Below are 24580 nucleotides of genomic sequence, written 5' to 3'. Positions count from 1 at the left end.
CCTCTCACAGTTCGCGGGCGATTGACCGGATGAGATCACGCGATTCATCGGGTGGGAGGGCTGACCCCTCCATCAGGTCGAGAAGAGAACGATAGTTCCCCAGTGGCGTCGGCGCATCAATGAAGTGGCTGCCGAACGATGTGTCGAGCTGGACCGTGTCGAGTTGTCTGACCGGTCCTTCGGCGTACAGGATCGACTGACCGGCTCCGTGGAAGGCGCCTGCGCGGAACGGGATAACCAGCAAGGTCACATGGGGCAGTTCGGACGTATCTGCCAGGTGGATGAGTTGTTGGCGGGCAACTTCGCGTCCCCCGAACTCAAGCCGCAGTGCCGCCTCGTGAATGATTCCGAGGTACGGAGTCGGGTTCTCGCCGGTGACAACGGCCTGGCGGCTCATGCGATGTGCCACACGTAGCTCGACTTCCAACCTCGGTAGCGGAGGTACGGAGAGGTTGAAGATTGCTCGGGCGTGTTCCTCGATCTGGAAGAGGCCGGGCAAGTGCACTGTCTGGGCTGTCCGGATGCGTGCGGCGAAGTGCTCCGTCTCGGAGATGTCCAAGTGGCCGTCTGGAAGCTTGCCCCGGTACTCGTCCCACCAGTGCCTGGTGCGGCGCCCTCCCGCCATCTCCGCGAGAGCATCAATCAACTCGGGATCCCCGCAACCGTAGTGGCAGGCGATCTGCCGCACGCGGTCCGCGCTGAGACCAGTGCGCCCTGCCTCGACGTTGGAAATCATGGTGCGGTCCGACCCGAGGAGTGCTGCAGCTTCCTGGATTGAGACGCCTGCCTGCTCGCGCATGCGGCGAACTTCGGTCGCTAGGCGGCGCTGGCGGCCGGTGGGTGCGTTCCGTGGAGCCATGGGTCCTCTCTCGTGTGCTCGCACAGTCTTGCAGGGGCTGCGCTCTGTGGTCCAACACGAGTTACCTACTCACTCGTTCGTGGAAAAGTGCTCACATGTGAGTCGTTGTCCTCTAGCTTATGAACAGCGCCACAGGGGCACGGGCACGGAAGTGCACCGATCCATCCTGCCCACCCGGGAGGCAGGCCCCCGGATCGGCATTGCCACCGTCACTCGCGGCGCAAAGTCCGCAACCTCCCCTGGCACATGTCAACTTCTGCCCACCCGCCCGCACCCTAGGAGGTGCCCGTGAGGACCGATCCCACCCCCTACGTCCCGTATGACGCCCCTGACACCCCGTACGCACTCCACCCCGCCCCCATTCCCTTCGCCGGCCCCTGGAGTTACGAACTCGTCTTCCCCCGCGACCCGCGCGGCCCCCGAATCGCCCGTACCAACCTCCGGGCCATCCTCGACGCGCATGAACTTGCCGAACTCAGCTACCGCGCCGAGCTGCTGGCCTCCGAGCTGACCACCAACTCCGTGCGGAACGCCCAAGGCCCCGCCGGAGTGCGGGTCCAGTGGCGGCATCCCGTGCTCAGAGTCAGCGTCTGGGACCTGAGTCCGGACCTGCCCGAGCCCTGCAGGCCGGCCGTCGGCCCGGAGGCCGAAGCCGGGCGGGGCCTGGCCATCCTCGAACTCGTCGCCGACCGCTGGGGCGGATGCGCCATAGGGGAGGGGGAGCTGGGCTCGGGCGGCAAGACCATCTGGTTCGAGCTGGCGCTCACCAGCTGACCGCCGCCCCACCCTTCCGCCCTGGCCGATCCGGCGCCCGCCGGTAGAGTTCCGCGTACACCCATACGGGTGCGGGTGGGATGCACGGTGACGGGCGCGCGGGGAGACCAGGCATGGGGCAGCCGGAGTACGACAAGACCGAGAAGCCGCTGACCGGGCAGCTGACCGCCATGGGGTGGACGCACCTCGAAGGCGGTCCGCCGCACGGCACGGTCACCGAGCCTGACCCGTCCGGCCGGGCGAGCTTCGTGCAGGTCGTCTACGCGCAACGGTTCCGGGCCGCGGTGGCCCGGATCAACCCTGGCCCCCATGGCACGACCTGGCTGTCCGATGCCCAGCTGAATCACCTCCTCGCCCGGGTCCAGGGCAAGGCGCCGGGATTCGGGAGCCCCGGTCGGGGTGTCGCGGGCAACCTGGAGGCGACCGAACTCCTACGCAAGGGCATCAACTCCCGGACCGTCCCCGGCTGGACCAAGGGCGACCCCGAACACATCAGACTCGTCGACTGGGACGGTGAGTTCGAGAACGGCAATGACTTCCTCGCGGTCTCCCAGTTCCGGGTGGAGCGCAAGAACGCCAAGCCCGTCATCCCCGACATCGTCCTGTTCGTCAACGGCCTGCCCTGGGTCGTCATCGAGTGCAAGGCCCCCTTGGTGTCCGCCCGGCAGGAGCAGCGAGCGGCGCTGGACGCGGCCGTCGAGCAGGTCATCGGCTACGCGGGTGTGGAGGCGCCGGCGCCCGTCGCGGAGTTCGTACGCTTCGCCCAGGTGCTGATCGGAACGGACCGGGACCACGCCGAGCTCGGCACCGTCACCGCCGACTCGCTGCGCTTCGCACCCTGGCGCACCACGCTGCCCGCCACCGAGGAGCAGGTGCGCGAGGAGACCGGCAGGAGCAGCAGCACCGCACTGAGCGCCCAGGACACCCTGGTGGCAGGTGTGCTGAGACCAGCACATCTGCTTTCCCTGGTCCGGAATTTCACCACCCAGGCCGGGAGCGGCCCCCGCACCGTCAAGATCATCGGTCGCTACCCGCAGTTCAAGGCCGTGCACAAACTCGCGCAGCGCCTGCTGGAACGGCGCAGGAAGATCGAAGCCGGTGAGCCGGTCGACCAGCGCGGCGGAGTCGTCTGGCACACCCAGGGCTCTGGGAAGAGCCTCACCATGGCCTTCCTCGTACGCCATCTCCGCAGCACAGCCGGTCTCAAGGAACACAAGGTCGTCGTGGTGACGGACCGCCTCGACCTGGAGAAGCAGATCCGGGGGAGCCTCGCGGCGACCAACCAGAAGATCTACCGGGCGTCCAGTGTGGCGCAGGCGCGCAGCTACCTCGCGGTGCCCGTACCCGACCTCGTACTCGTCACCTTGCAGAAGGCGCGGAGGGACGATACGGAGTACGACGGCCGGGAGGAGAAGCTTCCGGACGCGGACGACGACGGCCATCTGCACAACAACGCCGAGAACACGAGCTCCGAGATCGTCGTCCTGATCGACGAGGCCCACCGGGGGCAGGCCCTGTGGCAGCACGCGCGACTGCGCGCCATGCTGCCGAACGCCATGATGGTCGGCTTCACCGGAACCCCGATCCTCAGCGACAACCGGAAGACCACCGAGGACATCTTCGGTCCGTTCGCCGACCTCTACACCCTGCGCGACGCCGAGCGGGACGGCGCCGTGGTGCCGGTGCGCTACGAGGCCTACAGCGTGCCGCTGAAAGTGATCGAGAAGGCGGCGCTGGACGCCGAGTTCGACGAGAAGGTGCCCGAGGACCCCAAGGAGCGCGAGCGCGTCCTGGAGAAGTTCGCACGGCGCAAGGAGGTCCTCGAAGCGCCCTCCGTGATCGCAGCCAAGGCCGACTACATGCTGCGACACTGGGCACTGAACGCCCTGCCGGACCGCTTCGGTGCCCAGCTCGCCGCTGTTTCCCGGCTCGCGGCAGTGCGTTACCGCGAAGCCCTGCTCGCGGCACGTGACCGCTTGGTGGAGCAGATCGACGCCCTCGGCCCGGAGCTCGTCCACGACCCGCTCGCTCCCTTCGAGTCCCAAGGACAGCAACGCGAGTTGTTGGACCTGGTCGCCCACCGGGACCTGCTCAGGTCCATCGATGCCGCCGTGGTGATCTCCGAGGCCCAGCCGAACAGTGGGCGCAAGGACCCCGAGGCATGGAAGTGCTGGACCTCGAAGTCCCAGCAGGACGATTACATCGAGCGCTTCCAGAAGGGCCTCGGCGACCCGCTCGCCGCTGCCGACGACCCCGCGTGGAAGGCATCAGCCCACGGAACCTCGGCGTCCGGCCTGGGCACGCCAAGCGGATCGGGGGAGGTCTGGCACCCGGACGGGCAGCAGTCGGCCCCGCCGGCGGCCGAGCAGGAGGAACCGGGCGATGCGCCCATGGCCTTCCTGGTCGTGCAGTCGATGCTGCTCACCGGCTTCGACGCGCCCGTCGAGCAGGTGCTCTACCTCGACCGCGCGCTGTCCGGCGCGGGGCTGCTCCAGGCAGTCGCCCGCACAAACCGCCCGTACCGGCACAAGCGTTGGGGGCAGGTCGTCGATTTCATCGGGATCGGCCCGGAGCTCGCCCGCTCGCTCGGGGAGTACGAAAAGGCCCATCTTCGCGAGCTGTACGGCTACGACACGTCCGTCGACCACCTCGACAAGAAGACGTTCACGGGCGACCAGCCGGTCCGGGACCGTCTGCTGCTCCAGGCCGACGCCGCTGCCCATGCCCTGCTCGCGGATCTGCGTACGCGGGTCTCCGAATTCCTGGACCGGGTCGGCGTCGCCTCGCTCAAGGTGGAGGAACAGCGCGAGGACCTGCTGGCCGCGCTTGAGGACCCGCTGTTGCGCGCCGACTTCGACGAACTCGCACGTGACTTCCTCACTGCTCTCAACGCCGTACTGCCACAGCCTGAGGCCTTGAAGTACGAGGCGTTCGCCCGTCTGCTCGGTGAGGTCCAGTACCTGGCCCGTCGCCGCTACCTCGACGCGCGCGACGACTTCAGCCCGCGCCGCTACGGTGCCAAGATCCGGCAACTGATGGCGCGGCATCTGAAGGTGACACGGATCGAGCAGCGGGTTCCGCCCGTCGACCTCACGGCCTCGGACTTCATGGAGCGGGTCAACGCCAACAGCGACCCGCGTGCCCGGGTCTCCTACATGACCGGCTCGGTCAAGGTGCGCATCGCGGCGGAGATCGGCTCCGACCGGTCCCGCTACACCCGCTTCAGCCGGCGTCTCGACGAGATCGTGCAGCAGATGCAGGACGACTTCGAGAAGGCCGCCGCCGATCTCTCCCGGCTGGTCGGCGACATGAACACGAACGAGGCCGAGGATGCCGGTGCCGGCAGCGGACTCGACCCGCTGACCGAGCGGCCGGTCCACGGACTGCTCGTACAGGAGCTGGCGGAAGGCGCGCTGACCCCGCCGGGGGCCGACCTGATGGCAGCCGCCCGAGCCCTCACCGTGGAGCTTGCCGGGCATGTGCGCTCACCGGACATCGTGCACCTGACGGACACCAGGGACCGGGTTCGCAAGCAACTTCGTGTCAGTCTGGAGACGCATGTCTCCCTGGACTGGGACGACACCGGCCCGCTCGCCGGGCTCCTGGTGGAACTGGCCGTCGAGCGCCGTGACGACTTCCTGCGGTACGGGGAGCTGAAGGGGCGCTGACCGAGGGGCGGTCCCCCGGAGAAGCCGTGGGGCGGATGGTAGGAATGCCTCGTGAGTACTCCCGTTCACCAGGCGATCGCGGCGCTCCCCGTGCCGGGGGAGTGGACGTGGCAGGTCGTCGTGCGGCCCCGGCGGCGCACCCTGGGCATCGAGGTCGGCGAGCGTGGGGACGTCCTGTTCGCCGTACCGACGGATGCCGACCCGGCCGAGGTCGCGCGCGCCGTACGGACGAGGCTGCCACGCCTGGCGCGTGAGGTGCGGCGCAGGCGAACCAGGCCTGACGAGCCGGTCAAGGAACTCGTAGGTGGTACCGGCTTCACCTACCTTGGGCGAAGGCACCGGCTCAAGCTCCTCCCACCGGGGGACGGTGGTCGCGTGAGGCTGCACCGGGGATGGCTGGAGCTGCCCCGGCCGCACACGGCCGATGAGGGCGCACGCAGGATCGCCCAGTGGTACGAGGCGTGCGGCACCCGATGGCTCTCGGCGAGGCTGCCCTCGTACGCCTCACGCGTCGGGCTGCCGACGCCCCGGGTCGAGGCCCGTGACCTGGGCCCCAGGTGGGGCGCGCTGGGGCAGGAGGGGTCGATCACGGTGCACTGGGCGGCACTGCAGCTACCACCGTCATTGGTGGATCTCGTCCTGGTCCATGAACTCTGCCATCTGCGTGCGGCCGGGCACGGCGCGACGTTTCGGCGCCAGATACGGCTCGTGCTCCCGGACGCCGACGCGCGCGAAGAGCTGTTCGCGAAGGCCGAGCCCGGACTGTGGCGTGGAGCGGCTCGGTAGCGCCCCGCCGGGGCGCCCCGGAACCCCTCCCATGCGCGTCACGTCCGACCCCTGTACGGACGTGACCCGCGCAGGAGAAATCAGGAAACCTGGCGCGCGAACACGTCCCGGGCGAAGAAGTCCGCCAGCACCGGCGCGATCGCGTGCGGGGCCAGCTCGCGGGTCTGGCCGGTCAGGGTGCGGTGTCTGGCCCGGGGGATCGCGGACGCGAGGGCCAGCGTCGTACGGTGCGCCTGTTCCGTGCTGAAACCGCCGGTCACCACCAGGGTGCGCGCCGTGACGGAGGCCAGCCGCCCGGCCGGGACCGAGCCGTCGCCCAGCAGGGCGTCGTCGTACGCGAGGGTGTGGGCCACCGCTTCGAGGCCGCGCCAGAGCGGGGCCCGGCGCATGCGGGCGATCGTCGTCTCCGGGACCCCCGTCCGCGACAGATACAGCTCGACGGCGCCGCCCCGGTCGCCCGCAGCCAGCAACTGGTGCAGCAACGATGTGCAGCGGGACTTGTACAGGAGGCCGGCGGGGCCCGGGGTGTACGGCGGCTCGTAGACCGCCAGGAGGTCCACGGGCAGCCCCGCGGCCTGCGCCTCCAGGGCCAGCGCCCCGCCCGACAGCATGCCGAACACCGAGACGCGCTCACCCGCCGTCGCCGCGACCGCCGCCAGGTCCTCGATCTCGCGGCGGGGCGCGTACGGCCCGCCGTCGCCGCTCGCCCCGCGGCCCCGGCGGTCGTACGTGACGACCGTGAAGCGCGGGGCCAGCAGAGCGGCCAGCGGTGCCTCGTCGGCCGCGGTGCTCAGGGCACCGCCGACCAGGATCACCGGCGGCCCGTCACCGTGGCGGCGATACGCGATCGACGTGCCGTCACGGGAGAGAGTCTTGTCCATGTGAGGGTGGACTGCCGTGCCCCGCGGAACTCATCGCCGCGACGGAGAAATAGTTCTGACGGTCAGTCGGTGAGCACGTCCGTGGCGTAGAAGCAGTAGTGCCCCTTGATCGCCGCGACCTGTTCCTTGGGCTCCGGGTAAGCCCACACGAGGTCCGCCGCATCCGGCAGAGACCAGTACGACGCGTCACCCTTGAACGGGCAGTGCGTACGCGTGTCCGAGGGCGTCAGCAGCTCCGTTCGGACATCCTCGGGCGGCAGGTAGTAGCGGTCGGGACAGCCCGTCTCGCGCAGCACCAGGGGGCGGCGGCTCTCTGCGAGCACCTGCCCGTCGTGCACGGCGCGCACGTGCAAGGCGGCCGGTTCGACGGTGATCGTGTGTCCTGTGAGAGAAGTCATACAGGGTTCAGCCGTGGGGCAGGCCGCTTTCTTCCCGTGTCAGCGACCCGCCGTACGGTATCCGCATGAACATCTGCGTCTTCCTCTCCGCCGCCGACCTCGACGACCGCTACACCCGGCCCGCCCGTGAATTCGCCGAGCTGCTGGGCCGGGGCGGACACACCCTGGTCTGGGGCGGCTCGGAGAGCGGCCTGATGAAGGTCGTCGCCGACGGTGTCCAGGAGTCCGGCGGACGGCTCGTCGGGGTGTCCGTGGACTTCCTTGCGGCCAAGGCGCGGACGAACGCCGACGAGATGGTGACAGCCAAGGACCTGGCCGAGCGCAAGGCGCTGCTCCTGGAGAAGTCCGACGCGATCGTGATCATGGTCGGCGGGACGGGAACGCTCGACGAGGCGACGGAGATCCTGGAGCTGAAGAAGCACGGCAAGCACACCAAGCCCGTCGTCCTGCTGAACACCGCCGGGTTCTACGACGGTCTGCACCAGCAGTTCCGTCGCATGGAGGACGAAGGCTTCCTGCCGGTCCCGCTGACCGAGCTGGTCTTCTTCGCCGAGGACGGCGTCGGGGCGCTGGCCCACCTGGAGGAGTCGGCCGGCCTGCAGTGATGCGAGCATGAGCCCATGCCTACTCATCTCATCACCGGCGCCGGCTCCGGCATCGGAGCGGCCGTCGCCCGCCGTCTCCTGGAGCGCGGCGACGAACTCGTGCTGCTGGCCCGGGACGCGGGACGCGCCAAGGAACTGGCCGCGCTCCACCCCGGGGCCCGCACGCTCGTCGGCGACCTCGGCAACCCCGACCGGCTCTCCTGGGCGTTCGGGCAGCAGCCCATGCCCGAACGCCTCGACTCGCTGCTGCACATCGCGGGCGTCGTCGAGCTCGGCACGGTCGGCGACCTCACCCCCAAGGCCTGGCACTTCCAGCTCAACGCCAACCTGGTCTCCCCTGCCGAGCTGACACGGCTGCTGCTGCCGCAGCTGCGCGTCACCCAGGGACACGTCGTCTTCGTGAACTCCGGCGCGGGACTCGCGGCGCACGCCGAGTGGGGCGCGTACGCCGCGAGCAAGCACGGGCTCAAGGCCCTCGCCGACTCGCTGCGCCACGAGGAGCACGGCAACGGGGTCAGGGTCACCTCCGTCTACCCGGGCCGCACCGCCAGCCCCATGCAGGCCAAGGTCCACCAGCAGGAGGGCAAGGAGTACGACGCCTCGCGCTGGATCGACCCGGAGTCGGTGGCCACGACGATCCTGCTCGCGCTCGATCTGCCGAGGGACGCCGAGATCAACGACCTGACGGTCCGCCCCGGCCGCTGAGGCCCCGCGCCCCGGGGCCCGTAGGCTTTCCGCGTGAGCGAGAAGAGCGGGTTCAGCGCGAGTGCAGCCACCGGGATCGGATCCATGCCGGGGGGAGACGCCCGGGAGGCGGCGAAAACCGTCACCGGGTCCTTCGCCGACGGCCAGGGCATGCCGTATCTGGCGGAGCTGCCCGCGCGGGGCCCCGGCGCGGACATGATCGGCCGCACCATCGGCCTGCTCATCGAGATGTACGGCCATGTCGAACCCAGTGGCTGGCGGATCAGCGACCGCCCCGGCCGCGACACGCGCCGCGCCCGCTCCTGGCTCGGGGAGGACCTCGACGCGCTGGAGGAGTTCACCCAGGGTTACGAGGGTCTGCTGAAGGTCCAGGCCGTCGGGCCCTGGACCCTGGCCGCCTCGCTGGAACTGCGGGGCGGCGAGGCCATGCTGGGCGACCCCGGCGCCTGCCGTGACCTGGCGGGTTCGCTGGCCGAGGGGCTGCGCTCCCACCTCGCCGAGGTGCGGCGCAGGATCCCCGGCGCCGAGGTCGTGCTCCAGCTCGACGAACCCTCCCTGACCGCCGTACTCCAAGGGCGGGTCAGGTCGGCGAGCGGCTACCGCACCTACCGTGCGGTGGACCGCCAGGTCGTCGAGGGAGCGCTCCGCGAGCTGCTCGCGGTGAACGGCGACGGGCCCACGGTCGTCCACTCGTGCGCCCCGGAGGTGCCGTTCGCGCTGCTGCGGCGCGCCGGGGCGGGCGGGATCTCCTTCGACTTCTCCCTGCTCACCGAGCGTGAGGAGGAGGCGATCGGGGAAGCCGTCGAAGGCGGTACCCAGCTCTTCCTCGGCGTGGTTCCCGGCATCGACGCCGCCTCGACCGCATTGTCGGACCCGGGCGGTAGCGTCATGGAGGTCAGGACGTTGTGGAGCAGGCTGGGGCTGAATCCGGGGACTCTCAGCGAGTCCGTCGTGGTCACCCCGTCCTGCGGGCTGGCGGGAGCGTCACCCGCGTACGCGCGCGCCGCGCTCGCCCACTGCGCCCGGGCCGCGAGGTCGCTCGCGGACAACCCTGAGTGACGGGTCGTCGTAAGAGGTCTTAACGGGGCAACGGAGGAACAGTCGATGGCCGGCGAAGAGCAGGCGCAGCAGCTGACCGGGGTGCCGGCGGAGGTGCAGGAACAGCACGCACTCCTCGCCGAGCAGATCGAGGAGCACCGCTTCCGGTATTACGTGAAGGACCAGCCCGTCATCGACGACGCCGAGTTCGACCGGCAGATGCGCGCGCTGGAAGCCATCGAGGACGAGCACCCCGAGCTGCGCACCCCGGACTCGCCGACCCAGAAGGTCGCCGGTCCCTACACGACGGAGTTCACCTCCGTCGAACACCGTGAGCGTCTGCTCTCCCTCGACAACGCGTTCGACGACGCGGAGCTCTCGGCCTGGGCCGACCGTGTGGCGAAGGACGTCGGCAGGGGCGGGTACCACTTCCTGTGCGAGCTCAAGGTGGACGGCCTCGCCGTCAACCTCACGTACGAGCACGGCAGGCTGACCCGCGCGGCGACCCGGGGTGACGGGCGTACGGGGGAGGACATCACGCCCAACGTCCGCACGATCGCCGAGATCCCGCTCCGGCTGAAGGGCGGCCACGTCCCCGAGCTCGTCGAGATCCGGGGCGAGGTCTTCTTCCCCATGGAGGCATTCGAGGGGCTCAACGCCCGGCTGGTCGAAGCAGGCGACAAGCCCTTCGCCAACCCGCGCAACGCGGCGGCCGGTTCGCTGCGGCAGAAGGACCCGAAGGTCACCGCGACCCGCCCCCTGCACATGGTGGTGCACGGCATCGGAGCCCGCGAGGGCTTCGACATCGACCGGCTCTCCCAGGCCTACGACCTGCTGAGGGAATGGGGCCTGCCCACCGCCAAGCACAACAAGGTGGTCGGGTCCCTCGACGAGGTGCGGGAGTTCATCGCCTGGTTCGGCGAGAACCGGCAGTCCGTCGAGCACGAGATCGACGGTGTCGTCGTCAAGCTCGACGAGATCCCGCTCCAGGGAAGGCTGGGCTCCACCTCGCGCGCGCCCCGCTGGGCGATCGCCTGGAAGTACGCTCCCCAGGAGGTCAACACCAAGCTGGTCAACATCCGGGTCGGCGTCGGGCGCACCGGCCGCGTCACGCCGTACGCCCAGGTCGAGCCGGTGGAGGTGGCCGGTTCGGAGGTCGAGTTCGCCACCCTGCACAACCAGAACGTGGTGAAGGCCAAGGGCGTCCTCATCGGCGACACGGTGGTGCTCCGCAAGGCGGGCGACGTCATCCCGGAGATCCTCGGCCCGGTCGTCGATCTGCGGGACGGCAGCGAGCGGGAGTTCGTCATGCCCTCCGAGTGCCCGGAGTGCGGGACGGCGCTGCGGCCCATGAAGGAGGCCGACATCGACCTCCGCTGCCCCAACGCCCGCTCCTGCCCCGCCCAGTTGCGGGAGCGCCTCGCCTATCTCGCGGGCCGTAAGTGCCTGGACATCGACCACTTCGGCTATGTGGCCGCCGCGGCCCTGACCAAGCCCCTGGAGCCCGCCGAACCGCCCCTGCTGGACGAGGGCGACCTCTTCGGCCTGACGGTGGAGCAGCTGCTGCCGATCCGGGCGTACGTCCTGGACGCCGACAGCGGGCTGCCCAAGCGTGACCCGAAGACGGGCGAGGAAAAGATCGCCACGGTCTTCGCCAACCAGCAGGGTGAGCCGAAGAAGAACGCCCTCGGCATGCTGGAGGGCATCGCGGAGGCCAGGCAGGCCCCGCTCGCCCGGATCCTCACCGGCCTCTCGATCCGGCACGTGGGTCCGGTGGCCGCCGTCGAACTGGCCCGGCAGTTCCGGTCCGTCGACAGGATCGACGCGGCGTCCGAGGAGGAGCTGGCCGCGGCGGACGGGGTGGGCCCCATCATCGCCGCCTCGGTCAAGCAGTGGTTCGCCGAGGACTGGCACCGCGAGATCCTGCGCAAGTGGCGGGAGGCCGGGGTCCGGATGGAGGACGAGGGCGCGGGGGAGGACGAGGGCCCGCGGCCGCTGGAGGGGCTCACCGTCGTGGTCACCGGCACCCTGACCGCGCACACCAGGGACGGAGCCAAGGAGGCGCTCCAGAGCCTCGGGGCGAAGGTCACCGGATCCGTCTCGAAGAAGACCTCCTTCGTGGTGGTCGGCGACAACCCGGGTTCCAAGTACGACAAGGCGATGCAGCTGAAGGTGCCCGTCCTCGACGAGGACGGCTTCGCCGTGCTCCTGGAGCAAGGGCCTGACGCGGCGCGGGAGGCCGCTGTGCCCGCCGAGGAGACCTGATCGAGGCGCGATCGAGACGCCGGCGACGCGTGGCCGTGAGCGACGGGGGAAGTATGCCGACGAGGTGACGCGGCCGGCCGGCCCGCATCACCCGTTCGGCGCTTATCAGAAGGTGATCGGTGAAGGACCGCATTCGGGCAAGAGCTGCAGAGCGCTGCCCGTGGGGCCCCTCGTCGGCCTACTGTTGAACGAGCACCTGCCGTGCCCGGCCGCGTGGTGGGATCTGGGTCGTGGTGGCATGGGAGCGGGGGCCACCATGGGACATCGGCACCGCCGGCTGTGAGAGGGACGGAATGAAACCGACCGAGAGCGCCGCACCGGTGTCGCGTCTGCAAGGTTTCGTGGGCCTCACGTCCAAGGTGGGCGCCGTCGTCGTGGCGGTCGCCGCCGTGCAGCTGGCGACCGGGTTCTACCGGACGGTCCACGACGGACACGCGCTCTTTCCCGCGGGCACCGCCGGCTGGTCGCTCGCCCTGCTCACCGGAATCATCGTGGGCCATCTGGTCGCCCTCGGGCGCGACCGCTGGTGGGGCGGGACCGGTTCCGGCGCCGCCCTCACCCTCGCCGTCCTGCTGCTCTACGGCTGGGTGGCCGCGGGCCTGGTCAGCCTCGTCGTCGTGGTGCTCGTCGGTACGGCCAGGCGGCACCGGTGGTGGCAGGGGCTGCTGCACGGGGCGGTGGACATACTCGGCATCGGGGCGGCCGCGCTGGTCCTGTCCGCCTTCGGCGAGGTGCCGACCGTCGAAACCCCCTGGCGGCCACTCCACTGGGGGATCGGCGCCGTGCCGGAAGTGCTGCTCGCCGCCGGCACGTATCTCCTCGTCACCCGCTTCCTGCTCTGGTACGCCAGGGCGTCCCAGAACGGCGGGCTGCCGACGATCGCCCGCACCGCCCTGCTGCGCCAGGGGCTCGTCGCGGTCGCCCTGCTGGGCATCGCCCCGCTGATCTGCGTGGTGGCCTCGGCCAAGCCCGTGCTGCTGCCGCTCTTCGCCGTCCCGCTGATCGCCCTGGACTCCACGCTGTGGATCGCCCGGGCACGGGCCGAGGAGCAGCTGAGGGATCCGCTCACCGGCCTGCCCAACCGCCAGTGGCTGCTGGAGCGGACGTGGACGGCGCTGGAGGAGGCCGCCGGCACCGGCACCAGAACCGCCCTCGTCCTCATCGACCTCGACCGCTTCCGGGCCGTCAACGACACCCTCGGGCACCTCGCCGGTGACCGGTTGCTGCTCCAGATAGCGGAACGGCTCCGGCTCGCCCTGCCGCGCGGCGCGGAGGCGGCACGGCTCGGCGGCGACGAGTTCGCCGTGCTGCTGCCGACCGCGGACTCGGCCACCAGCGCCCAGCGGATCGCCCGCCATCTGGTCGCCGAGCTCTCCTCCCCGCTCGACCTCGACGGGCTCACGCTCGTGCTGGAGGCGAGTGCGGGGGTCGCCGTCCACCCCGACCACGCGCTGGACGCCGAAGGGCTCCTCAGACGGGCGGACGTGGCCATGTACCAGGCCAAGCGGGACCGCACCGGCGTGGAGGTCTACGAGTCCAAGCGGGACAGCAACACCCCGGACCGCCTCGGCCTGCTGGGCGATCTGCGCAGGGCCCTGGACGCCCGGGAGGTGGAGCTCCACTACCAGCCCAAGGTCCGCTTCGACGGCCAGGTGGCGGGCCTCGAAGCGCTCGTGCGCTGGGTGCATCCGGAGCGCGGGCGGGTTCCCCCGGACGAGTTCATCGCCATCGCGGAGTCCTCCGGGCTGATGCCCCACCTCACCGAGTACGTCCTGGAGACCGCGCTGGCCCAGGTGGCGCGGTGGCGGGCCCAGGGGCTGTTCGTCCCCGTCGCGGTCAACGTGTCGCCGCGCGACGTCCACACCCCCGGCTTCGCGGGCAGCGTCGCCGCCCGGCTCGCCCGGCACGGCGTCCCGGCCGGCGCACTGCAGCTGGAGATAACCGAGCACGTCCTGCTGGAGGACCCTCAGCGGGCCGCGGACACCCTGGCCGGGCTGACCGGGCACGGCGTGAAGATGTCGCTCGACGACTTCGGCACCGGTTACTCCTCCCTCGTCCATCTGCGGAAGCTGCCGGTCAGCGAGCTCAAGATCGACCGGTCCTTCGTCGCACGGCTGGCCGTGGACAACGAGGACGCCGAGATCGTCCGCTGCACCATCGACCTGGCCCACTCGCTCGGCCTGATCGTCGTCGCCGAGGGCGTCGAGGACGACGAGACCTGGGAGCGGCTGCGGGACCTGCGCTGCGACGCGGTGCAGGGGTGGCTCGTCGCCGCCGCGATGCCGCCCCAGGAGACGACGGCCTGGCTGCGGGCACGCGGCGAGCACGGGTGGCGGCGGCCGGCCGACCGGGAGGCCGCGGCGGCGGCACTTCAGCCCGAGGTGGAGCAGCAGCGCCCGGCCGGCCGGGCGGTCTCCGGCCCGGCGACGGCCTGAGGGCCGCAGGGCCCGCGCGGGAGGCATGAGAGCGTACGCGCGCGACGCCTGAGGACCGTGCCCGTACGACGGCCTGAGGACCGTGCCCGCGCGGAGGCTGAGGACCGCGCGGTCCCGACCGGGGGCGTTTTGTCCTCAATCTCCGGACGGGCCCGGTGCGGCCGGACCGGGGTTGCGGGGCGGCGGGTGGTCATGCAGTCGGGGCAGTGCCCGGCGACCCCATAGGATTGGGCCAAAACCACACACCAAACCCTGAGGATCGCTGCATGCCTGGCATCACGCGCGAGGAGGTCGCCCACCTCGCCCGGCTGGCGCGTCTGGAGCTGAAGGGCGAAGAGCTCGAGCACTTCGCCGGTCAGCTCGACGACATCATCGGCGCGGTCGCCCGCGTCTCCGAGGTCGCCGACCAAGACGTACCGCCGACCTCCCACCCGCTGCCGCTGACCAACGTCATGCGCGCGGACGAGGTCCGTCCGTCGCTCACCCCCGAGCAGGCGCTCTCCGGCGCCCCGGCCCAGGAGCAGCAGCGTTTCAAGGTGCCGCAGATCCTGGGGGAGGACTAACAGCCATGACGGACATCAGCACCATCATCAAGCTCACCGCGGCTCAGATCGCCGCGAAGATCGCCTCCGGCGAGCTGACGGCCGTCGAGGTCACCGAGGCCCACCTGGCCCGGATCGACGCCGTCGACGAGAAGGTCCACGCCTTCCTGCACATCGACCGGGAGGGTGCGCTCGCGCAGGCCCGCGCCGTCGACGCCAAGCGTGAGGCGGGTGAGAAGCTCGGCCCGCTGGCCGGCGTCCCGCTCGCGCTCAAGGACATCTTCACCACCCAGGACATGCCGACCACCGTCGGCTCGAAGATCCTCGAGGGCTGGGTCCCGCCGTACGACGCGACCCTCACGAAGAAGCTGAAGGCCGCCGACGTCGTCATCCTCGGCAAGACCAACATGGACGAGTTCGCCATGGGGTCCTCCACCGAGAACAGCGCCTACGGCCCGACCGGCAACCCCTGGGACCTCACCCGCATCCCGGGCGGTTCCGGCGGCGGCTCGTCCGCCGCGCTGGCCTCCTTCGAGGCGCCGCTCGCCATCGGCACGGACACCGGCGGCTCCATCCGCCAGCCCGCGGCCGTCACCGGCACCGTCGGCGTCAAGCCCACCTACGGCGGCGTCTCCCGCTACGGCATGGTCGCCTTCTCCTCCTCCCTCGACCAGGGCGGCCCCTGCGCCCGTACGGTCCTGGACGCGGCGCTGCTCCACGAGGTCATCGGCGGCCACGACCCGATGGACTCGACGTCCATCGACGCCCCGGTCCCGCCGGTCGTCGAGGCCGCGCGCAACGGCTCCGTACAGGGCATGCGCGTCGGCGTGGTCAAGCAGTTCGCCGGCGAGGGCTACCAGGCCGGCGTCGTCCAGCGGTTCAACGAGTCCGTCGAGCTGCTGAAGTCGCTCGGCGCCACCATCGTCGAGCTGGACTGCCCGTCCTTCGACCTCGCCCTGTCGGCGTACTACCTGATCGCGCCGTCCGAGTGCTCCTCGAACCTGGCCCGCTTCGACGCCATGCGCTACGGCCTGCGGGTCGGCGACGACGGCACGCGGTCCGCCGAGGACGTCACCGCCCTCACCCGTGAGGCCGGCTTCGGCGACGAGGTCAAGCGCCGCATCATCCTGGGCACGTACGCGCTGAGCTCCGGCTACTACGACGCGTACTACGGCTCGGCCCAGAAGGTCCGCACCCTCATCACCCAGGACTTCGAGAAGGCGTTCGAGCAGGTGGACGTCGTCGTCTCGCCGACGACGCCCACCACCGCCTTCCCCATCGGCGAGCGCGCCGACGACCCGATGGCGATGTACCTCGCGGACCTGTGCACCATTCCGACCAACCTCGCCGGCAACTCCGCCATGTCGCTGCCCTGCGGTCTGGCACCGGAGGACGGCCTGCCGGTCGGGCTGCAGATCATCGCCCCCGCCATGAAGGACGACCGGCTGTACAAGGTCGGAGCAGCCGTCGAGGCCGCTTTCGTGGAAAAGTGGGGGCACCCGCTGCTTGAGGAGGCTCCGTCACTGTGAGCGCAATGGCTAAGAAGGCCCAGAACTTCAAGAAGTCCAAGTCCGGTGTGTACGTGTCCCTGGGCACCACCGCCTTCGGCGCCCTGAGCGTCGTCAAGCAGGCGAGGATGGCCCGCCAGGACAACGACACGCTGCGGCTGGTCGACGCCGCCGTATCCGCCGCCGCGATCGTGACCGGACTCGCGATCCTCTACCGCGAGCTCAAGCGTCTCGGCGACGACGACGTCCTGCTGGGCTGAGAGGGAAAGTTTCAACGTGACTGTCATCGACCTGGAGTCGTACGAGGATGCCCTCGCGACGTACGACCCCGTCATGGGCCTCGAGGTCCATGTGGAGCTCGGCACCAAGACCAAGATGTTCTGCGGGTGCTCCACCGAGCTCAAGCAGGACGCGAACTCGCAGACCTGCCCGGTCTGCCTCGGGCTGCCGGGCGCGCTGCCGGTCGTCAACGAGATCGGCGTCGAGTCCGCCGTCAAGATCGGGCTCGCGCTGAACTGCGAGATCGCCGAGTGGTGCCGCTTCGCCCGGAAGAACTACTTCTATCCGGACATGCCGAAGAACTTCCAGACCTCCCAGTACGACGAGCCGATCGCCTTCGACGGCTATCTGGACGTCCAGCTGGAGGACGGCGAGATCTTCCGCGTGCAGATCGAGCGCGCGCACATGGAGGAGGACACCGGCAAGTCGACGCACGTCGGCGGTGCCACCGGCCGCATCCACGGCGCCTCCCACTCGCTGCTCGACTACAACCGTGCGGGCATCCCCCTCATCGAGATCGTCACCAAGCCGATCGAGGGAGCGGGCGCACGCGCCCCCGAGGTCGCCAAGGCGTACGTCGCCGAGCTCCGCGAGCTCATCAAGGCGCTCGGCGTCTCGGAGGCCCGGATGGAGATGGGCCAGATGCGCTGCGACGTGAACCTGTCGCTGCGCCCGCACGGCCGCGAGACGTTCGGCACGCGCTCCGAGACGAAGAACGTGAACTCGCTGCGTTCCGTCGAGCGTGCCGCCCGCTTCGAGATCCAGCGTCACGCGGCGGTGCTGAACTCCGGTGGGACGATCGTGCAGGAGACCCGGCACTTCCATGAGGAGGACGGCTCCACCACGGCCGGCCGCATCAAGGACAACGCCGAGGACTACCGCTACTTCCCCGAGCCGGACCTGGTGCCGGTCGCCCCTGCCCGCGACTGGGTCGAGGAGCTCCGCAAGGGACTCCCCGAGCTGCCCCGGCTGCGCCGCAAGCGGCTGAAGGAGGAGTGGGGTGTCAACGAGCACGACATGCAGTCCATCCTCAACGCCGGGGCGGTCGACCTGATCGTCGCGACGACGGAGGCGGGCGCCCCGTCCGACCAGGCACGCAAGTGGTGGATGGGCGAGCTCGCCCGTAACGCCAACGAGACCGGCCGCAGCCTGGACGAGCTGCCGGTCACCCCGGCGCAGGTCGCCCGGGTGGCGGAGCTCGTCGCCGCCGGCGACCTCAACGACAAGCTGGCGCGCCAGGTCCTCGAGGGTGTCCTCGCGGGCGAGGGCGACCCGGACACCGTCGTCGACAAGCGCGGCCTCAAGGTCGTCTCCGACGAGGGCGCGCTGTCCACCGCGGTCGACGAGGCCATCGCGGGCAACGCCGCCGTCGCGGACAAGATCCGCGGCGGCAAGGTCGCCGCGGCCGGCGCTCTGGTCGGCGCGGTCATGAAGGCCACCCGCGGACAGGCCGACGCGGCGCGTGTGCGTGAGCTGATCCTGGAGAAGCTCGGCGTCGAGGGCTGACCCCGGCACGCCCCTGGGGGCGGCGCACCCGTTCACCGGGTGTGCCGCCCCCTTCGCGCTGCCCGGGCCGGCCTGCGGGACGTTCACCACCAGGCCGTACGGCGGTCTTCCCGTAGCCACCCGGCATGACTAGCTTCCAGCCGTAGACACGGAATCGGGAGGCTCAATTGACCACGGACATGTCACGGCGGCGGCTCTTCGCGCTCGGGGGCGGTGCGCTCGGCGCCGCCGCGGCGGGATCGTTCCTGCCCCCGTCGCTCCAGGCGGCGATCGCCGCGCAGCCCGTGGACGGGCGGTCCGGTGGTGCGGGGCTGGACGCCATCGAGCACGTGGTGATCCTGATGCAGGAGAATCGTTCCTTCGATCACTACTTCGGAACGCTGCGCGGAGTGCGCGGCTTCGGCGACCGCAACGCGATCGAACTCCCCTCCGGCCGGCCCGTCTTCGAACAGCCGGGGCCGGCGGGCGCGACCGTGCTGCCGTTCCCCGTGCGCGAGGCCGCGGAGGCGCAGAAGAAGGACCTGCAGTACATCGGCGCCCTCGACCACTCGTGGAGCGGTGGCTCCAAGGCGTGGGCCGACGGCTGGATGAACGGCTGGGTCACCGCGAAGACCGCCGCCACCATGGCGTACTACGACCGCGGCGACATCCCGCTGCACTACGAGCTGGCCGACACCTTCACCGTCTGCGACGCCTACCACTCCTCGATCCACACCTCCACCAGCCCCAACCGCAACCACCTGTGGAGCGGCAGGACGGGCGACGAGCCGAACGGCAGGCGGGCCGTCGGCAACGACGCGTACGACGAGGGCACCCACCCCGGGTACGACTGGGGCACCTACGCCGAGCGGCTGGAGAAGGCCGGGCGGAGCTGGAAGACGTACACCGAGTGGGAGAACTTCACCGACAACCAGATCGAGTTCTTCGCCACCTTCAAGGCCATCGCCCGCAAGGCCCTGGCGAGGACCGGCGGCCACACCTACATGGAGTCCTTCTACGCCACCGTGCGCGACGCGGACGGGGCCGCCGAGCGGGAGCGGCTGCTCGGCCTGCTCGACGAGGGTGTCGCCGCCCTGACGGCGGCCGAGCGCAGCCTGTTCGAACGGGGACTGCGCCGGGTCGAGACGGGCACGCTCGCCGACGAGTTCGCCAAGGACGTGGCGGCGGGGACGCTGCCCGAGGTCTCGTACCTGGTCCCGTCGGCGGTCGATTCCGAGCACCCCAGCGTCTCCTCGCCGGTGCACAGCGCGACCGTCGTCTACAAGATCCTGGACGCGCTCGGCAAGCACCCCGATGTGTGGCGGCGCACCGTCGTCCTCATCAACTACGACGAGAACGACGGGTTCTTCGACCATGTGCCGCCGCCGGTCCCGCCCGCGGAGGTGACCGAGGAGCACTGGGAGGGCAAGCCCACCGGGCTCGGCGTGCGGGTGCCGCTGCTGGTCGTCTCCCCGTGGTCCGTCGGCGGATACGTCTGCTCCGAGGTCTTCGACCACACCTCCGTGATCCGCCTCCTGGAGCGCTGGACGGGGGTGAAGGAACCCAACATCGGCGACTGGCGGCGCCGGGTCACCGGAGACCTCACCTCGGCCTTCGACTTCACCCGTGCGCGGCGGCAGCCCGAGACGGAGCCCCCGGCCGCGATCCCCCCGTTCGGCGGACGCTGGCAGCCGAAGCCGCCGGCCGTCCAGCACATGCCCGTCCAGGAGGCCGGCGTCCGTCCGGCCCGGCCCCTGCCCTACCAGCCCGACGCGCAGGCCAGGCGCGTGGCCGGCGGACTGCGGCTGGACCTCGGCAACACAGGCAGGTCCTCCGCGCACTTCACCCTCTACCCGTACGCGGGCGAGTTCCCCGCCCCGCAGCACCGGGACGTCAGGGGCACGGCACGGTGGTCGGTGCCGCTGACCGGTGAGGCGTACCGCTTCACGGTCACCGGTCCGAACGGCTTCCGGCGGGAGTTCGAGGGCGCGTCCGACGGTGGTGCGGAACTCGCCTCCCGCATCGACGCCCACGAGCGGGACCTGCACCTCACGCTGCGCAACAACGGCAGGCGGACGCTGACCTACACCGTGCGGCCCCTCGGATACGTCGACGAGGACGACCTGCGGAACTGGACCCGGACGGTCCAGGTCAAGCCCGGGCGCAGCCGTACGGTCGTGCACTCGGCGGCCGACGCCCACGGCTGGTACGACATCGAGGTGACGGCCGACGAGGCGGGCTCCTTCCGCCGCCGGCTGATGGGCCACATCGAGAACGGCCGGGCGAGCGTCACCGGCTGACGGACAGGAGGAGTGCGGTGGTGGCGGCCGCACGGCGAAAGGGGCGAAGTCAAGCCATGTGACCATGGCCACGAAAGCGGCAAATGGTGAGGAATGGCTGACAGAGTGTGGCTCTCAGGTCATGCGACTTCGTGGGATGTTCCCGGTATATCCCCTACGGTCCACGAATCCCAGGAGCGCCTTTGCTGGCCGCCACCGCACGCCGGTGTCTCAGGCACCGCCTCGCCACCGTCCTCATCTGGCTGTCCGTCCTCGGAGGCGTGGCGACGGCGGCCGGGTTCGCGGGGTCCGCGTACTCCGTCGACTACGAGGTGCCGGGCACCGAGTCCGGCCGTGCCGGCGAGCTGCTGCAGACGGGTTTCGACGACCTCGGCGGCGAGACCGGCACCGTCGTCTGGCACACCTCCGGCTCCACCGTCCGCGACCCCGGCGTCGAGCGGACGATGGCCAGGACGCTGCGCGAGATCGGTGCCCTGCCCGGGGTCGGTGACGTCGCCGGTCCCTACGGGGCGGCGGAGCGGGGGCGGATCAGCGCGGACGGGCACACCGCCTACGCGACGGTCACCTTCGACCACCGGGCGGGGGAGATCCCGCCGGAGCAGGCACAGGCCGTCGTCGACACGGCGCAGCGCGCCGCGGGCGAAGGACTCCGGGTCGAACTCGGCGGCGCCGCCGTGGCGTCGACCGAGGCGCCCGCGCTCCATCTGAGCGAGGCCGTCGGGGTGGCCGTCGCCGCGGTCGTCCTCTTCCTCGCCTTCGGCTCGCTCGCCGCGAGCCTGCTGCCCATCGCCACCGCACTCGTCTCCGTCGGCACCGCGTACGCGGGCATCGTGCTGCTCGGCCATGTCATGACCGTCGCCGACTTCGCGCCGATGCTGGGGATGCTCATCGGGCTCGGCGTGGGCATCGACTACGCCCTCTTCATCGTCACCCGGCACCGGCGAGGCCTGCGACGCGGCCTGCCCGTGCCCGAAGCGGCGCGGAACGCCGTCGCGACGACGGGGCGCGCCGTCGTCTTCGCCGGAGCCACCGTCTGCGTCGCCCTGCTGGGCATGCTGGTCCTGCGGCTGGGTTTCCTCAACGGGGTCGCGATCGCCGCCTCCCTCACCGTGGTGCTGACCGTCGCCGCCTCCGTGACCCTGCTGCCCGCGCTGCTCTCCTTCATCGGCATGCGGGCCCTGAGCCGGCGTGAGCGCGCCCGGCTCACCGAACTCGGGCCGCAGAGCGAACGCGCCACCGGCTTCGCCGCCCGCTGGTCGGCCTTCGTCGAGCGACGCCCCCGGCTGCTGGGAGCGGCCGCCGCCGCCGTCATGGCGGTGCTCGCACTGCCCACCCTCTCCCTGCACCTGGGCACCTCCGACCAGGGCAACAACCCCTCCACGGCCACCACCCGTCAGGCGTACGACCTCCTGGCCGACGGGTTCGGCCCGGGCGTCAACGGGCCGCTGACCGTAGCCGCCCGCCTCGACGGAGCCGACGACCGGCTGGCCCTGGACGGCCTGCCCGCGGTGCTGCGGGACACCGAAGGAGTCGCCTCGGTGAGCCCGGTGACCTACAACGGCAGCGGCGACACCGCCTTCCTGACCGTCGTCCCCGACTCCGCCCCGCAGTCGCAGCGGACCAGCGAACTCGTCGACCGGCTCCGCCACGACGTCCTGCCGCCGGCCGGGGAGACCACCTCGCTCCGGACGCACGTGGGAGGGGTGACGGCCTCGTACGACGACTTCGCCGAGGTCATCGTCGGCAAGCTGCCGCTCTTCGTCGGGGTCGTCATCGGGCTCGGCTGCCTGCTCCTGCTGCTGGCGTTCCGCTCCCTCGCCGTTCCCCTCAAGGCCGCCGTGATGAACGTGGCCGCCGTGGCCGCCTCCTTCGGCGTCGTCGTCGCGGTCTTCCAGTGGGGATGGGGGAGCGAGCTGCTGGGACTCGGCAGCGCGGGCCCCGTCGAGCCGTTCCTCCCCGTGATCATGGTCTCGGTGCTCTTCGGGCTGTCGATGGACTACCAGGTCTTCCTCGTCGGACGGATGTACGAGGAGTGGCTGGAGACCGGCGACAACCGGCGGTCCGTACGCGTCGGCCTGGCCGAGACCGGCCGGGTCATCAACTCGGCCGCGGTGATCATGATCTCCGTCTTCCTCGCCTTCGTCCTCAGCGGCGACCGCGTCATCGCGATGTTCGGCATCGCGCTCGCCGCGGCCGTCGCCCTCGACGCCTTCGTCCTGCGCACCCTGCTCGTGCCCGCGCTGATGCACATGCTCGGCGGCGCGAACTGGTGGCTCCCCGCCCGGCTGGACCGGCTGCTCCCGTACGTCAGCATCGAGCCGCCGGACCGCACGGCACCACGTGCGAGGATCCCGGGGGAGCGCGCGGGGGACGAGGCCCGGGCGGCCCCGCAGCGCGTTCACTGAGACAGCACGAAGACCGAGGAGATCCACTGTGTTCACGGTGTCACTGGGAGACGACGGAGCGGAGCTCCGCCCGATCGAACCCTGGCAGGCCGAGGAGTTCCTGGCCCACATGGACAGGGCGCGCGCCCTGGTCGACCCCTGGATCCCGTTCGCCGCGGCCGCCACGGACCTCACGTCCGCACGGGCCCTGCTCCAGCGGTACGCGGACAAGCAGGCGGCCGACACCGGCCGGCTCTACGGCATCTGGCTGGACGGCACGCTGGTCGGCGGCGTCCTGTTCCGGATATTCGAGACGAAGACCGGCAACTGCGAGATCGGCTGCTGGCTGGAGGCGGCCGCCGAGGGCCGCGGTCTGGTCACCCGGGCTTCACGGAAGCTCATCGACTGGGCCTTCGGCGTACGGGGCATGCACCGCGTGGAGTGGGTCGCGTCCTCGGCCAACAGGCGCAGTGTCGCCGTCGCCGAACGGCTCGGCATGACCCGCGAGGGGGTGCTCCGCGAGGCCTATCCGTACCGCGGTGAACGCCACGACGAGGAGCACTGGGCCGTTCTGGCGCACGAATGGCGGAACGGGCGGAGCTGAGGGCGCCGCTCTTAAGGAGGTTCTCATCCGGGACCCCTAGCGTGCGGCGCATGAACACCTCCCCCACCACTCCGACCACAGACGACACCGAGGAGCAGAAGGCGGCCGACGAACAGGCCACCACGCCGGGCGTGACGAAGCAGGCCGGGCCGGCGGAAGACGCCGCACCGGACGGAGCCGCACCGGGCGCGACCGAGTCGGACGTGACCGCCATGGACGTGGCGGCGACGGACGCGGCCGCGGAGGACGGCCTCGAGACCGACCTGGAGCCCGACCCCTACGCCGAGGCCGAAGCGGCAGCGGCGTCCGGGGCCGGAACCGGAGCCGCGGCCGTCGTGGCCGCCGGGCTGGGCGTCATCTCGCTCTCGGGCGCCTGGACCGGCCGCGTCGCCGCCGAGCGCGAGACCCTGGTCGGCCAGATCAAGACCTCGGGCGGCACCGGCAGCGCCGCCCAGCAGATCTCCGAGATCTACGGCGACGCGTGGCACAGCACGGCCCTCGTCAACGGGGTCTTCGCGCTGCTCGCGCTGCTCGTCGGCGTCTTCGTCCTGGTCCGGCCCTCCTTCGGCACCCCCTCCCTCGTGCCGCAGGCGGGCTGGGTCCGCTCCGTCGCCATGGCGGGCATCGCGCTCGGCGTCCTCGGCCTGCTGATCTCCGTGGGCATGTACCTCGACCTCTTCGTCGCCCTGCCGTCCGCGGCCGGCTGAGGACCTGGCCGCTGCCTCCGACCCCCGGTGACGGCCGGTCTAAGGCATACGCCACCCGGGCCTAAGGCCCCCCACCCGCAGAGATGCGGCACTCGCCCGATGTGGCGGCGACCCCTGGCGGACGAGAGTGGGGGCACGGCAGGAAGCCGTGCCCCCACTTTCCGTTCCACCAGGGAGAACACCATGTACGAGTACGAGATCCACCAGCTCGCCGTCGCCGAGCTGATCCGCAGGGCCGAGGCGCAGCGGACCGTCCGTCAGGCGGTGCTCGCACGCCGCGCCGCCCGCCGTTCCGGACGGAACGACACCGAAGGGCGGGTGGAGAAGAACCGGAACTGGTTCGTCCGTGCCGCGTAG

General features: G+C 70.9%; 20 protein-coding genes. 17 read left to right on the top strand and 3 right to left on the bottom strand.

The window, feature by feature from the left end; genetic code table 11:
• Positions 1–4: 4 nt before the first annotated feature.
• The gene (locus AB0P41_RS16655) at positions 5–859 is read right to left on the bottom strand and encodes a helix-turn-helix transcriptional regulator (protein WP_365932622.1); all 855 of its coding nucleotides are present in this window, start codon (positions 857–859) and stop codon (positions 5–7) included.
• A 288-nt stretch (positions 860–1147) separates the two neighbouring features.
• Here AB0P41_RS16655 and AB0P41_RS16650 point away from each other — a divergent pair, with 288 nt between their 5' ends.
• The 3 genes from AB0P41_RS16650 (at position 1148) to AB0P41_RS16640 (ending at position 6087) form a co-directional block, all read left to right on the top strand.
• Positions 1148–1633, top strand: a complete 486-nt coding sequence (locus AB0P41_RS16650; protein WP_365932620.1) for an ATP-binding protein — start codon at positions 1148–1150, stop codon at positions 1631–1633.
• 113 nt (positions 1634–1746) lie between these two features.
• Positions 1747–5301 carry a type I restriction endonuclease gene (locus AB0P41_RS16645; RefSeq protein WP_365932618.1) on the top strand — a complete coding sequence of 1185 codons (3555 nt, stop codon included), beginning with the start codon at positions 1747–1749 and terminating at the stop codon, positions 5299–5301.
• A 51-nt stretch (positions 5302–5352) separates the two neighbouring features.
• Positions 5353–6087, top strand: coding sequence for a YgjP-like metallopeptidase domain-containing protein (locus AB0P41_RS16640; protein ID WP_365932616.1), 735 nt, complete (start codon positions 5353–5355; stop codon positions 6085–6087).
• An 80-nt stretch (positions 6088–6167) separates the two neighbouring features.
• Here the strand turns inward: AB0P41_RS16640 and AB0P41_RS16635 are convergent, their stop codons facing one another.
• Complete coding sequence (locus tag AB0P41_RS16635) at positions 6168–6968, bottom strand: alpha/beta hydrolase (protein WP_365932614.1); 801 nt, start codon at positions 6966–6968, stop codon at positions 6168–6170.
• A 62-nt stretch (positions 6969–7030) separates the two neighbouring features.
• On the bottom strand, positions 7031–7366 hold the full coding sequence (locus tag AB0P41_RS16630) for a DUF427 domain-containing protein (RefSeq protein ID WP_365932612.1): 336 nt from the start codon (positions 7364–7366) through the stop codon (positions 7031–7033).
• A gap of 65 nt (positions 7367–7431) precedes the next feature.
• Between AB0P41_RS16630 and AB0P41_RS16625 the strand changes: the two genes are divergently transcribed.
• The 14 genes from AB0P41_RS16625 (at position 7432) to AB0P41_RS16560 (ending at position 24580) form a co-directional block, all read left to right on the top strand.
• Positions 7432–7971 (top strand): TIGR00730 family Rossman fold protein, encoded by a 540-nt coding sequence (locus tag AB0P41_RS16625; protein ID WP_356711389.1) that lies wholly within the window; start codon positions 7432–7434, stop codon positions 7969–7971.
• A gap of 15 nt (positions 7972–7986) precedes the next feature.
• The gene (locus AB0P41_RS16620; protein WP_356711388.1) at positions 7987–8676 is read left to right on the top strand and encodes an SDR family oxidoreductase; all 690 of its coding nucleotides are present in this window, start codon (positions 7987–7989) and stop codon (positions 8674–8676) included.
• A 33-nt stretch (positions 8677–8709) separates the two neighbouring features.
• Positions 8710–9735, top strand: coding sequence for a methionine synthase (locus tag AB0P41_RS16615; RefSeq protein WP_365932610.1), 1026 nt, complete (start codon positions 8710–8712; stop codon positions 9733–9735).
• A gap of 45 nt (positions 9736–9780) precedes the next feature.
• Positions 9781–11979 carry an NAD-dependent DNA ligase LigA gene (gene ligA / locus AB0P41_RS16610; RefSeq protein ID WP_365932608.1) on the top strand — a complete coding sequence of 733 codons (2199 nt, stop codon included), beginning with the start codon at positions 9781–9783 and terminating at the stop codon, positions 11977–11979.
• Between the two features lie 293 nt (positions 11980–12272).
• Positions 12273–14414, top strand: coding sequence for a bifunctional diguanylate cyclase/phosphodiesterase (locus tag AB0P41_RS16605; protein WP_365932606.1), 2142 nt, complete (start codon positions 12273–12275; stop codon positions 14412–14414).
• 266 nt (positions 14415–14680) lie between these two features.
• The gene (gatC, locus tag AB0P41_RS16600) at positions 14681–14977 is read left to right on the top strand and encodes an Asp-tRNA(Asn)/Glu-tRNA(Gln) amidotransferase subunit GatC (RefSeq protein ID WP_014153935.1); all 297 of its coding nucleotides are present in this window, start codon (positions 14681–14683) and stop codon (positions 14975–14977) included.
• A gap of 5 nt (positions 14978–14982) precedes the next feature.
• The gene (gene gatA, locus AB0P41_RS16595) at positions 14983–16485 is read left to right on the top strand and encodes an Asp-tRNA(Asn)/Glu-tRNA(Gln) amidotransferase subunit GatA (RefSeq protein ID WP_356711380.1); all 1503 of its coding nucleotides are present in this window, start codon (positions 14983–14985) and stop codon (positions 16483–16485) included.
• A gap of 5 nt (positions 16486–16490) precedes the next feature.
• On the top strand, positions 16491–16724 hold the full coding sequence (locus AB0P41_RS16590) for a hypothetical protein (protein ID WP_356711789.1): 234 nt from the start codon (positions 16491–16493) through the stop codon (positions 16722–16724).
• Between the two features lie 16 nt (positions 16725–16740).
• Complete coding sequence (gene gatB, locus AB0P41_RS16585) at positions 16741–18249, top strand: Asp-tRNA(Asn)/Glu-tRNA(Gln) amidotransferase subunit GatB (RefSeq protein WP_356711378.1); 1509 nt, start codon at positions 16741–16743, stop codon at positions 18247–18249.
• A gap of 167 nt (positions 18250–18416) precedes the next feature.
• A complete protein-coding gene (locus AB0P41_RS16580) occupies positions 18417–20528 on the top strand; it encodes a phosphocholine-specific phospholipase C (RefSeq protein ID WP_365932603.1) in 2112 nt (703 codons plus the stop codon).
• A gap of 185 nt (positions 20529–20713) precedes the next feature.
• Positions 20714–22933: an MMPL family transporter gene (locus tag AB0P41_RS16575; protein ID WP_365932830.1), complete on the top strand. Its 2220-nt coding sequence runs from the start codon at positions 20714–20716 to the stop codon at positions 22931–22933.
• 28 nt (positions 22934–22961) lie between these two features.
• Entirely contained in the window at positions 22962–23516 is a 555-nt protein-coding gene (locus AB0P41_RS16570; RefSeq protein ID WP_356711374.1) for a GNAT family protein, read from the top strand.
• Positions 23517–23566: 50 nt separating this feature from the next.
• Complete coding sequence (locus tag AB0P41_RS16565; RefSeq protein ID WP_356711371.1) at positions 23567–24223, top strand: hypothetical protein; 657 nt, start codon at positions 23567–23569, stop codon at positions 24221–24223.
• Between the two features lie 183 nt (positions 24224–24406).
• On the top strand, positions 24407–24580 hold the full coding sequence (locus tag AB0P41_RS16560; RefSeq protein ID WP_356711369.1) for a hypothetical protein: 174 nt from the start codon (positions 24407–24409) through the stop codon (positions 24578–24580).

This window comes from Streptomyces sp. NPDC079167 (genome assembly GCF_040686735.1).
Taxonomy (GTDB): domain Bacteria; phylum Actinomycetota; class Actinomycetes; order Streptomycetales; family Streptomycetaceae; genus Streptomyces.
This window is presented reverse-complemented; position numbering and strand designations above follow the sequence as displayed.

Excerpts from the sequence above, each read along its gene's own strand:
- ligA (WP_365932608.1), top strand. The coding sequence starts at position 9,781 with ATGGCCGGCGAAGAGCAGGCGCAGCAGCTGACCGGGGTGCCGGCGGAG.
- AB0P41_RS16590 (WP_356711789.1), top strand. The coding sequence starts at position 16,491 with ATGGCTAAGAAGGCCCAGAACTTCAAGAAGTCCAAGTCCGGTGTGTAC.
- AB0P41_RS16635 (WP_365932614.1), bottom strand. The coding sequence starts at position 6,968 with ATGGACAAGACTCTCTCCCGTGACGGCACGTCGATCGCGTATCGCCGC.
- AB0P41_RS16655 (WP_365932622.1), bottom strand. The coding sequence starts at position 859 with ATGGCTCCACGGAACGCACCCACCGGCCGCCAGCGCCGCCTAGCGACC.
- AB0P41_RS16625 (WP_356711389.1), top strand. The coding sequence starts at position 7,432 with ATGAACATCTGCGTCTTCCTCTCCGCCGCCGACCTCGACGACCGCTAC.
- gatA (WP_356711380.1), top strand. The coding sequence starts at position 14,983 with ATGACGGACATCAGCACCATCATCAAGCTCACCGCGGCTCAGATCGCC.
- AB0P41_RS16630 (WP_365932612.1), bottom strand. The coding sequence starts at position 7,366 with ATGACTTCTCTCACAGGACACACGATCACCGTCGAACCGGCCGCCTTG.
- AB0P41_RS16560 (WP_356711369.1), top strand. The coding sequence starts at position 24,407 with ATGTACGAGTACGAGATCCACCAGCTCGCCGTCGCCGAGCTGATCCGC.
- AB0P41_RS16565 (WP_356711371.1), top strand. The coding sequence starts at position 23,567 with ATGAACACCTCCCCCACCACTCCGACCACAGACGACACCGAGGAGCAG.
- AB0P41_RS16645 (WP_365932618.1), top strand. The coding sequence starts at position 1,747 with ATGGGGCAGCCGGAGTACGACAAGACCGAGAAGCCGCTGACCGGGCAG.
- AB0P41_RS16605 (WP_365932606.1), top strand. The coding sequence starts at position 12,273 with ATGAAACCGACCGAGAGCGCCGCACCGGTGTCGCGTCTGCAAGGTTTC.
- gatC (WP_014153935.1), top strand. The coding sequence starts at position 14,681 with ATGCCTGGCATCACGCGCGAGGAGGTCGCCCACCTCGCCCGGCTGGCG.
- AB0P41_RS16620 (WP_356711388.1), top strand. The coding sequence starts at position 7,987 with ATGCCTACTCATCTCATCACCGGCGCCGGCTCCGGCATCGGAGCGGCC.